9 protein-coding genes are annotated in these 10,308 nt (G+C 45.6%); 7 read left to right on the forward strand and 2 right to left on the reverse strand.

Features of this window, described 5'->3' with window-relative positions:
- Positions 1 to 331: 331 nt before the first annotated feature.
- On the forward strand, positions 332 to 1,240 hold the full coding sequence (locus A3CY_RS0119240) for a PLP-dependent cysteine synthase family protein (RefSeq protein ID WP_018339588.1): 909 nt from the start codon (positions 332 to 334) through the stop codon (positions 1,238 to 1,240).
- Here A3CY_RS0119240 and A3CY_RS0119245 read toward each other — a convergent pair.
- Positions 1,234 to 1,629 (reverse strand): maltose acetyltransferase domain-containing protein, encoded by a 396-nt coding sequence (locus tag A3CY_RS0119245; protein ID WP_026207891.1) that lies wholly within the window; start codon positions 1,627 to 1,629, stop codon positions 1,234 to 1,236. The two genes, A3CY_RS0119240 and A3CY_RS0119245, sit on opposite strands and share 7 nt — an antisense overlap.
- A gap of 119 nt (positions 1,630 to 1,748) precedes the next feature.
- Between A3CY_RS0119245 and gnd the strand changes: the two genes are divergently transcribed.
- The 6 genes from gnd (at position 1,749) to A3CY_RS0119275 (ending at position 8,955) form a co-directional block, all read left to right on the forward strand.
- The gene (gnd, locus tag A3CY_RS0119250; RefSeq protein WP_018339590.1) at positions 1,749 to 3,224 is read left to right on the forward strand and encodes a decarboxylating NADP(+)-dependent phosphogluconate dehydrogenase; all 1,476 of its coding nucleotides are present in this window, start codon (positions 1,749 to 1,751) and stop codon (positions 3,222 to 3,224) included.
- Positions 3,225 to 3,230: 6 nt separating this feature from the next.
- Positions 3,231 to 4,733: a glucose-6-phosphate dehydrogenase gene (zwf, locus tag A3CY_RS0119255; protein WP_018339591.1), complete on the forward strand. Its 1,503-nt coding sequence runs from the start codon at positions 3,231 to 3,233 to the stop codon at positions 4,731 to 4,733.
- Positions 4,730 to 5,572: a patatin-like phospholipase family protein gene (locus tag A3CY_RS0119260; RefSeq protein WP_018339592.1), complete on the forward strand. Its 843-nt coding sequence runs from the start codon at positions 4,730 to 4,732 to the stop codon at positions 5,570 to 5,572. Before zwf ends, A3CY_RS0119260 begins: the two co-directional genes overlap by 4 nt.
- A gap of 4 nt (positions 5,573 to 5,576) precedes the next feature.
- Positions 5,577 to 5,990, forward strand: coding sequence for a DUF2721 domain-containing protein (locus A3CY_RS0119265; protein ID WP_018339593.1), 414 nt, complete (start codon positions 5,577 to 5,579; stop codon positions 5,988 to 5,990).
- 135 nt (positions 5,991 to 6,125) lie between these two features.
- A complete protein-coding gene (locus tag A3CY_RS0119270; RefSeq protein WP_018339594.1) occupies positions 6,126 to 6,902 on the forward strand; it encodes a Cof-type HAD-IIB family hydrolase in 777 nt (258 codons plus the stop codon).
- Positions 6,903 to 7,344: 442 nt separating this feature from the next.
- Positions 7,345 to 8,955 (forward strand): ATP-binding cassette domain-containing protein, encoded by a 1,611-nt coding sequence (locus A3CY_RS0119275; protein WP_040372057.1) that lies wholly within the window; start codon positions 7,345 to 7,347, stop codon positions 8,953 to 8,955.
- A 427-nt stretch (positions 8,956 to 9,382) separates the two neighbouring features.
- Here A3CY_RS0119275 and A3CY_RS0119280 read toward each other — a convergent pair.
- Positions 9,383 to 10,308 (reverse strand): ADP-ribosylglycohydrolase family protein (locus A3CY_RS0119280; protein ID WP_018339596.1); only part of this gene is annotated, 926 nt, incomplete at its 5' end.

The following is a 10,308-nucleotide window of genomic DNA, read 5'->3' on the forward strand; positions in this document are numbered from 1 at the left end:
ATGGCGGTGCGAAGATAAAATAAATTGTTTATATTTGCGGTATAAATAAAGTGCCACAAGGCAAATAATAATCATCTAATACATGAACACGATGGCAATTCTGTTATATCAATCGCAAGTGAGAGTATTGAGCTTTGAATCTTTCAAAGGGAATGCTTGCTGTTGTTGTTGCTGTTGTCGATGTAGATAATTCAAACTTATTTATTTAGTGATTTAATGATTTTTGATTCGGTGATTATTTGGAATCACGGAATCATGGAATCGTCAATTACAGAATGGGCTTCTGCTTGTATGGTTGGGAGTCATAAATCGTAAATCAAAAATCATAATCATGGTAAAGAAGAATATTCTTGAAACCATTGGCAATACGCCAATGGTGCGTATAAATAATTTATACGTGAAGCCGGGCGTGAATATTTACGCCAAGTTGGAAGGATTCAATCCGACGGGAAGTATTAAAGACCGGATCGCTTTGCAGATGATGGAGCAGGCAGAACGGGAAGGGCGTTTGACGCCCGGGAAGACGATTATTGAACCGACCTCCGGCAACACGGGGATCGGGTTGGCGATTATCGGTATCGTGAAGGGATATCCCGTGGAGATCGTGATGAGTGAAGCGGTTTCCGTGGAACGGAGGAAGATCATACGGTCGTATGGGGGGAAGGTGATACTGACTCCTGCCGCGGAGGGAACGGATGGAGCTATCCGGATGGCTCACAAGTTGGTCGAGGAAAATCCGAATAAGTATTTTATGCCCGACCAGTTTAGTAATGCCAGTAACTATCAAGCTCATTACGAGAACACGGCGATCGAGATATGGCAGCAGACGGAAGGTGAGATCGATTACCTGGTGTGTGCTCTCGGGACTTCGGGCACGATTATGGGGGTTTCCCGTTTTCTGAAAAGATGCAAGCCGGAGATAAAAGTCGTGTGCGCTCATCCCGTGAAAGGACATTATATACAAGGATTGAAGAATATGGACGAAGCGATTGTCCCGGCAATCTACGATCCTTCACGAATAGATATACAAGTGATGGTCGAGAGCGAGGAAGCGATTGCTATGGCACGGGAGATTATCGCCAAAGAGGGCATATTTGCCGGCATGAGTAGCGGGGCGGCTATGTTAGCGGCATTGAAGACGGCGGAGCGGATCGATGCCGGTAATATTGTGGTGATCTTCCCCGACCGGGCAGAAAAATACTTGAGTACCTCGATGTTCGATCATCTGGCAGATTACTGAATCTGCCGGATGACCTTGCACGGGTTGCCGACGGCAAGGCTGTCGGCGGGAATGGATTTCGTGATGATGCTTCCGGCACCGATCACCGTGTTGTCGCCGATCGTGATCGTGTTGCAATCCAGGAAGGTGCAATTCAGGTTGATCTCGCAGTTGTTGCCGATGTGTATATTTTCCCCGTAATCTACGTGGATGGGGGCTGCTATCCACACGTTTTCTCCCCGGGAGCCTAAAAGTTCGGATAATATTTTGTCGAGGACCTCCGGTTGGTCTGTCGGAGCTTGGTTGTACAGGCGTGTCAATTCCTTCGCCCTGTGCCAGCGAGAGATCAATTCCTTGTCCCCGCAATCGTAGATTTCCCCGGTAAGCATTTTTTCTTTTTCAGATTTTATCATATTTGGCGTTCTTTTTGCTTTCTTGTTTAACAAAGTTAAGAATAAAATAGTGTGAACGTAAACAAAACGATGAGAAACATCGTAAAAGGTAGTTACGAATAAAATTGTAAATTGTTATGCAGGTATCAGATATAGGATTGATAGGTTTGGCGGTGATGGGTGAAAATCTTGCGTTGAACTTGGAGGATAAAGGTTACACGGTTTCGGTTTACAACCGGGTACATCCCAACCGGGAGAGCGTCGTGACCCGTTTCATTGAAGGACGGGGCAAGGGAAAACGTTTTCGTGGCACCTATACAATAGAGGAATTTGTAGAATCGGTGCGTCTGCCCCGGAAGATCATGTTGATGGTCAAGGCAGGCGATCCCGTGGATGAGTTGATCGGACAGCTGGAGCCTTGGCTCTCGCCCGGGGACGTGATTATCGATGGGGGAAACTCCGATTATCACGACACGGAACGCCGGGTGAAGATGTTGGAAGAGAAAGGACTGTACTTCATCGGGGTGGGCATTTCGGGAGGAGAGGAAGGTGCATTGCACGGACCTTCCATCATGCCGGGAGGTTCCGAGATGGCTTGGTCTTTGGTAAAAGATATACTTCAATCGATTGCCGCAAAACTGGACGACGGTTCGCCTTGCTGCGAATGGATCGGACCGGGTGGTGCCGGGCATTACGTGAAGATGGTGCACAACGGCATCGAGTACGGGGATATGCAGTTGATCGCCGAAACGTACTCGATACTGAAGAGAAGAACCGGGTTGGATAATGACGGGTTGGGCGACGTGTTCGAGCAATGGAACCGGGGGGAACTGAATAGTTTCCTGATAGAGATTACTTCCCGCATTCTACACTATAAGGAGGAGAACGGAAATTATCTTCTGGATCATATTCTGGATGTAGCCGGGCAGAAGGGAACGGGTAAATGGAGTGTCATCGCTTCATTGGACGAGGGAGATCCCTTGACGTTGGTATCCGAGGCGGTATTTGCCCGCTTTATGTCGGCTTTAGTGGAGGAACGGGAACGGGCTTCCAAGCAATACCCCTCTGGACGGGTGGGGGATATGAAGACGAATATGCCTTTGAACAACGAGGGCATTGAGGCTGTGCGGGATGCTTTGTATGCGGCGAAGTTGATTTCTTACGCGCAGGGTTTCTCCTTGATGCGCCGGGCTTCCGACCGCAACGGGTGGAATCTGGATCTCGGGACGATAGCCAAGATCTGGAGGAAGGGGTGTATCATTCGTTCCGTGTTTCTGGAACGGATTACCCGGGCGTTCAGTAAGAACAGTTCTTTGGAAAATCTTTTGTTTGACGCCTTTTTCCACGAGAAAATGGAAGATGCGCTTTCCGCCTTGCGGGGCGTCATTGTCGATTGCGTGTTCAACGGGATTGCGGCTCCTTGTTTCTTCGCGGCGTTGAGTTATTTCGACAATATGCGTACGCTGGATTCCCCTGCTAACATGATTCAAGCGCAACGGGATTATTTCGGGGCGCATACTTACGAGCGGACGGACTCGGAGCGGGGCAAGTTCTTCCACACGGATTGGACGGGAGAGGGAGGAAAAACAGTTTCAGGTACTTATAACGTGTAAAAGGATATGAATAGACCGGAGGATCAGGTATTGGTTATTTTCGGGGCATCGGGCGATCTGACAAAACGGATGCTGATGCCCTCGCTATACGAGCTTCACGTGCGACAGATGTTGCCGGAGCATTTTATTATTCTCGGGACATCGCGTACCCCGATGAGCGACGATGAATTTCGCTTGTCTATATGCGTGATGTTGCAAGAATTGAAGGGAGAGGATAATTTGAAGGGGGATGAGGTCGACCGTTTCATGCAGAATGTGTATTACCAGCCCTTCGACCCGGAAAATGGGGCGGACGAGTTGGGCGAACGGGTGATGCTTCTCATGGAAGAGAACGCGATTCCCATGAAGGTGGTCTATTATTTGGCTACTCCGCCGACTTCGCAACAGGCGATTACAAAATACCTGGGGCGGAGTTGCCTGTTTCAGGTAAAGGAGAAAGGGGGCTGGCACCGTATCGTGGTGGAGAAACCTTTCGGGATTAATTTGGCAACGGCTCGGAATTTGAACGAATCTCTGCTGGAAGTATTCTGCGAGAGCGAGATTTACCGGATTGACCATTTTCTGGGAAAAGAAACGGTGCAGAATATCTTGGTATTGCGTTTTGCCAACCAGATATTCGAGTCGCTTTGGAACCGGAATTATATAGATTACGTGGAGATATATGCCCTCGAATCTTTGGGTATCGAGAAGCGCGGGAAATATTACGAAACGGCAGGAGCGCTGCGGGATATGGTGCAAAATCACTTGATGCAGTTGCTGGCATTCGTGGCGATGGAAGCACCCGCGACGATCGAGCCGGAGGTGATACGCGACGAAACGGCAAAAGTGTTGCGTTCCTTACGGCTATGGACGGGTGAAGATATTGCCCGGAATGTCATACGTGCACAATACGAGGGGGGAGAGGTAAAAGGACAGGCAGTTCCCGGATACTTGGAGGAAAAAGATGTCGCCCCGAACTCGGACAGGGAAACTTATGTCGCTCTGAAGGTCTTTATCGATAACTGGCGCTGGAGCAACGTGCCTTTCTATATTTACACGGGAAAACGCTTGAAAGACAAACGGTCGGGAGTCGTAATCCATTTCAAGTCGACCCCGCACAAGTTGTTCGAGGGACAATGCCAGGGAACTTCCTGCAACCAGTTGATTATCCGGATGACACCGGACGAGGGCGTGATGCTGAAATTCGGGTTGAAAATGCCGGGCGGAGGTTTTAAAGTACAGCAGGTGGGGATGGATTTCCTGTACGCTTCGCTGTGTAATAATTATTTGCCGGGGGCTTACGAGCGGTTGTTGCTCGATGCCATGCAAGGGGATTCCATGCTTTATACCCGGAATGATGCGTTGGAGGCAAGTTGGCGTTTTATAGACCCCATCGTGAATTATTGGCGGGAGCATCCGGGCGACCATTTGTTGCGTTATACTGCCGGAAGTGAAGGACCGGATCTGACCGGACGGTGGGATGTCTTGCCGCCCGTGTCGAGTGAAGAGAAAAATGTTTGTTGGTTATGATGATAGATGAATGTACGGGATTGGTGTTGGAAGGCGGTGGTATGAGAGGTGTCTTTACTGCCGGAGTTTTGGATTGGCTGATGGATAACGGGATGTATTTCCCTTACTCGATAGGTGTTTCCGCCGGGGCGTGTAACGGGCTTTCGTATGTTTCCCGGCAACGGGGAAGGGCGAAAACCTGCAATATAGATTTGCTGGACAAGTACCATTATATCGGGGTAAAGTATTTTTTCACGAAACGGAGTATCATGGATTTCGATCTGATATTTGATGAATTCCCGACTCGTATTATCCCTTATGATTACAAGACTTATTTTACCTCGCCGGCACGTTTTGTTATGGTCACGAGCAATTGCCGGACGGGTGAGGCGAATTATTTCGAGGAGAAGAAAGACCCTGTACGTTTGTTGAACATTTGCCGGGCGTCGTGCAGCCTGCCTTTCGTGTGTCCGATTACTCACGTGGACGGGGAACCGATGCTCGACGGGGGGATTTGTGACGCAATACCTATTCGTAAGGCTATCGCAGATGGTTTTTCCCGCAACGTGGTGGTTCTGACCCGTAATAAAGGATACCGGAAGGATGAGTCGAAAAAGTCCATCCCCTGGTTCATGTACCGCCGCTATCCGGCTATGCGGAAAAGTTTGAAAACGAAAAATAAACATTATAACGAGACACTTGATTACGTGGAACGTTTGGAGGAAGAAGGAAAAGTGATCGTCATCCGACCGGAGAAAGTGCTCGAGGTCGACCGCATTGAACGGGACGTGGAGAAACTGACCGATTTGTATAATCAAGGATACGAGTGTGCTAAACGAGCATTAAGCAGTTATTTATGATATTATGGAAGAATTGACGTTGACAACCCCTTCGATATTATTTTCGGCTATTTCGTTGATTATGCTGGCGTACACGAATCGTTTTCTGGCTTATGCCCAAGTGATTCGTAATCTGAAAGGAGAGCACGAGAGCCGCCCGAATGCCATGACAAAATTGCAGATCGATAATTTGCGGAAAAGGCTTTACATGGCACGGTCGATGCAGATATACGGGGTAATGAGCCTGTTGCTTTGCGTGGTATGCACTCTTTTTATTTATATCGGGTTACAAACCGTGGCGGTTTATACTTTCGGGTTGGCATTGTTGCTTTTGGTGATTTCCCTGGGTATCTCTGTGAAAGAAATCTTGATTTCCGTCAAGGCTTTGGAGTACAGGTTGGACAACGTGTTGCCGGAAGAGGGGAAGAAAGGTCATTAATTTTAGGAAACGACACCTTGAACACGGTGGAACTTCACGTTGATTCGGGTATTACTGCGTATGACTGTCTTTTTTTGACCCAGATCAATCATTCCTGTCATGTAATTCTGTATTTTTACGACGAAATTGGAGAATATGATAAAAGCAGTTTTTTTTGATATTGACGGGACTTTGGTGAGTTTTGATACTCATCGGATTCCAGAGTCCGCGGAGAAAGCAATTGTTGCCTTGAGGGCGAAAGGTATTAAGGTTTTTATCGCGAGCGGAAGACATTTGTTGTCAATTAATAATTTAGGAGATTTGCAATTTGACGGCTATATTACCTTGAACGGGGGCTATTGTATAGCCGGCAAAGATCAAGTGATTTATAAAAATAGTATGTCCGCTGAAGATATTGCTTCTCTCGTGCAGTATATGGAAAAACAAGAGAGTTTCCCTTGTATTTTCGTGCATGAGCACGAGTTGTATTTGAATTTTCATAACGAACAATCCCGAGAAGTATTCCGGATGCTGAATTTCCCGGAACCTCCGGTAGCGTCTTTGCGAAAAGCGAGCGAGGGGGAAACTTTTCAGCTAGTAGCCTTTTTCACGAAGGAACAGGAGAAAGCGATAATGTCGGCAATGCCCCATAGTGAAGCGACTCGGTGGAATCCCCTTTTTACTGATGTTATCCCGCAAGGTAGTAGCAAGCGGGTTGGGATAGATAAGATGTTGGAGTATTTCGGGATTGCCCTGGACGAGAGTATGGCGTTCGGTGACGGGGGGAACGATATTACGATGTTGCAACACGTGGGGATAGGTGTCGCTATGGGAAATGCCGAAGATGAGGTGAAGCGAGTTGCCGATCACGTGACTTCGTCTGTTGACGATGACGGCGTGATGAACGCTTTGCGTCATTTCGGGGTGTTGTAATCCTTCCTTCGCGATTAATTGTGAACGTGATGGATCCGGATGCCGATTTGGTAGTCCGGATAATAATTCTTATTTTTGTTCCCAGAAACTAAAAAATTACACCAATGAAGATGTCTAAATAATTAAGTCGGTTGTAAAAACCGATATAAAGTCTCCGAACGGAGTGTCGGGTTTTATTAATTGTTTCATGTGCCAGCACGATCGCAAAGAGGTCGTCGAGAGCCGACTTTTAATTTAGAGATCATGTCCCTTTCCTTATAAAGTTTGTAGAGCCACAAGGTCTGTAATGTCAATAGACCCGGGAATGTTTTGCCCGTGGTTGATTCCTGTTTTTCGAGAGCACCATGTCGCTTTATGAACTTTACAAGCGTGAGGAACTTTGTCAGACTCGCTTGCCCGATAGATTGTTTTTCAAGTATTTAATTTCTTAACATTACATTTTATGAGTGATATAGTCGTAAAACAAATAACTTATATTCACCCGAACAGGGAGTTTTTGTTTCAAAATATCAATTTCACGCTTGGGGCTGGAGAGAAAGTATCGTTGGTCGGGAATAACGGTTCCGGGAAATCTACGCTTTTGAAAATCATGGCGGGACAGCTGGAACCTTCCGGCGGAGAGGTGATTTGTGATGCTATCCCCTATTATATCCCGCAACATTTGGGACAGTACAATCATTTAACGGTGGCTGGGGCTTTGCGGGTGGAAGAAAAAATAGATGCATTGCATGCGATATTGAGAGGTGAAGTGGATGAATCCTATTTCACCACGCTTGGTGATGACTGGCAAGTAGAGGAAAGGTGTCGGGCGGCATTGGATAGCTGGGAATTGAAGCACGTGGAATTGACTTCAAGCATGGAATTATTGAGTGGCGGGGAGAAAACACGGATTTTTCTTGCCGGGCTCGATATTCATACGCCTTCCGTGGTGTTGTTGGATGAACCGACCAATCATTTGGATCGTTGGAGTCGGGAGAAATTGTATGACCTGATTTGTAGGGGAAGTGCCACGGTTTTGGTGGTGAGTCATGATCGGACATTATTGAATTTATTGTCCCAGACGATGGAACTGAGTAGAATGGGAATAACTGTTTATGGCGGTAATTACGATTTTTGCAAGGAACAGAAAGAAGTTCGGGTTCAAGCATTACAAGAACGGATCGAGGATAAGCAAAAAGAATTACGGTTGGCGAAGAAGGTTGCCCGGGAAGCGGCTGAACGCCAACAAAAAAGAGAAGTGCGGGGAGAGAAACAGAGTTTACGCAAAGGGATTCCCCGTATTATGATGAACACTCTGAAGAACAGAGCGGAGAGCTGTTCCTCGAAATTGAAAGATGTACATGCGGAAAAGATCGGATCTATTGCGACTAGTCTTTCCGAAAATCGTGCGGCATTACCTGATCTGGGGCAGATGAAAGTGAATTTTAATCCGTCTGTGTTGCACGAGGGAAAGGTACTGGTTACGGCTCGTGACGTGAACTTCGGGTACACGGAGGGAATGCTGTGGGAACGACCTCTCGATTTCCAGATTAAAAGCGGTGAGCGGATAGCTTTGCGCGGGCGAAACGGTTCGGGGAAGACTACCTTGTTGCGTCTTTTATTAGGAAAATTGGAACCGACGAAAGGCGTGTTGACCCGGACGGACTTTAAGTACGTTTACCTTGACCAGGAATATTCCATGCTCCGGGCTGATCTTACCGTTTACGCACAAGCGGAGCGCTACAACGTGAATAACCTGCCGGAACATGAATTGAAGATGAGGCTCAATCGCTTCCTGTTTTCTGCTTTGGCATGGGATAAACCGTGTGAACAGTTGAGTGGTGGTGAGCGGATGAGATTGATATTTTGTTGCCTGATGATAAGTAATAATACTCCCGACGTGTTCGTGCTGGATGAACCCACGAATAATCTGGATATTCAAAATATTGAAATCATGACCTCTACTATTCGGGATTACCGGGGTACCGTGATCGTTGTTTCCCACGACCAGCGATTTATGGAGGAGATAGGGGTAGAACGTTGTATTGATTTATCATCGAGTAGTTTTTTTTGAAATCTTAGAATAGCATGTAATTTCCCGAGGAGGGAAGAGAAGCTTCTCGTGAAGAAGTACGTGTGTGGCTGATTTTGTTGGGAATGATAATTGAGGTAAAGTGGCACGTACTTTTCGGGATGCTTGTATGTTGTAACCGGATAGGGAGAATACCCGAGGAGGTAATACCTTAATCCGTATTTACTAGCGTATTACTTCCGGTGGAATAGTGTATAAAAAGTTTTAGGTAAGTTTTTAATTTCCTATAAGAACGCTATTTATATATAGGGTTCATATAGCGTTACTATAGGGTTCCTATAGCGTTCATGACGGAAATGATACGGAAGTGATACGAGATTAATATAGATTTAATATTTGATTAGGGTGTGAATTTAAAGGAATTATCACGAGCGTTGCTGATAGCAATATCCTTGTTCTCTTTTATATTCTATTTCATTATTGAATCCAGTTTATCAGCCAATTTAATAATATCATCTTTCTTTGCTAATACCTCCAACCATTCAGAGGGAATAGTAGCATAACCGTATATAATTCCTGCTAATCCTCCTGTAATCGCACCCACAGTATTTGCATCATCTCCTAAATTCACTGCTTTTAAAACAGCATTTTTATAACTAGTAGTATTGAAGATACACCACAAGCTGGCTTCCAATGTATCTATAACATATTCTGTAGAATGAATATCCTTCAATTCAATAGTTTTAAATTCTTCATAAGATAAGCCTGCTAACCTTTCAAAAGGAATGCCTTCTTCAATAAACATATCTCTTTTCAAGAGTTGTAATATTGTTTGCTGCATAGTTTGGTAGGCTTCCTCTACTGATTGGAGGTTGATATACTGTATGGCAAATTCACATAAGGCGATACAGGCTAAAATACTTCTTGGGTGCCTGTAGGTTAACGAGGAAATTTCTTTTATTATCCTAAATTTCTTTTCTTCCTCCATGTTAAGGATATAAGGTACTAGTGGAAGAATCCTCATGAGTGATCCGTCACTGTTACCTCGTTTATTATTTATCCCTGCTATATGTGGAGATCCGTTATTCCTTAAATTTACAATGGTAAAATAATTTATATAGTTTATATCAAATGTTTCGTTAGCTGGTGTCCAATAGTCTTCATACATCCATTTCGTGAACTTGTTGATAATATCATTTAGGTCATAACCATTACAGAGGGATTCTGCCAGACAAAAGGATAAAGAAGTATTGTCAGACCATGTACCTGCTGGTACATTAAACTGATCGAGTCCTTCCATTGTCGTGATTGGATTTTTTGCTACAACTTCTCTAGCTAAAAATTGAATTGGCAATCCCAAAGCATCACCTATGGCAGTTCCTAATAATATATCTT

This window comes from Butyricimonas synergistica DSM 23225, from assembly GCF_000379665.1.
GTDB classification, from domain to species: Bacteria; Bacteroidota; Bacteroidia; order Bacteroidales; family Marinifilaceae; genus Butyricimonas; species Butyricimonas synergistica.

What these genes read in the sequence shown, in the direction of transcription:
- A3CY_RS0119240 (WP_018339588.1), top strand. Translation starts at nt 332, where the DNA reads ATGGTAAAGAAGAATATTCTTGAAACCATTGGCAATACGCCAATGGTG.
- gnd (WP_018339590.1), top strand. Translation starts at nt 1,749, where the DNA reads ATGCAGGTATCAGATATAGGATTGATAGGTTTGGCGGTGATGGGTGAA.
- zwf (WP_018339591.1), top strand. Translation starts at nt 3,231, where the DNA reads ATGAATAGACCGGAGGATCAGGTATTGGTTATTTTCGGGGCATCGGGC.
- A3CY_RS0119260 (WP_018339592.1), top strand. Translation starts at nt 4,730, where the DNA reads ATGATGATAGATGAATGTACGGGATTGGTGTTGGAAGGCGGTGGTATG.
- A3CY_RS0119265 (WP_018339593.1), top strand. Translation starts at nt 5,577, where the DNA reads ATGGAAGAATTGACGTTGACAACCCCTTCGATATTATTTTCGGCTATT.
- A3CY_RS0119270 (WP_018339594.1), top strand. Translation starts at nt 6,126, where the DNA reads ATGATAAAAGCAGTTTTTTTTGATATTGACGGGACTTTGGTGAGTTTT.
- A3CY_RS0119275 (WP_040372057.1), top strand. Translation starts at nt 7,345, where the DNA reads ATGAGTGATATAGTCGTAAAACAAATAACTTATATTCACCCGAACAGG.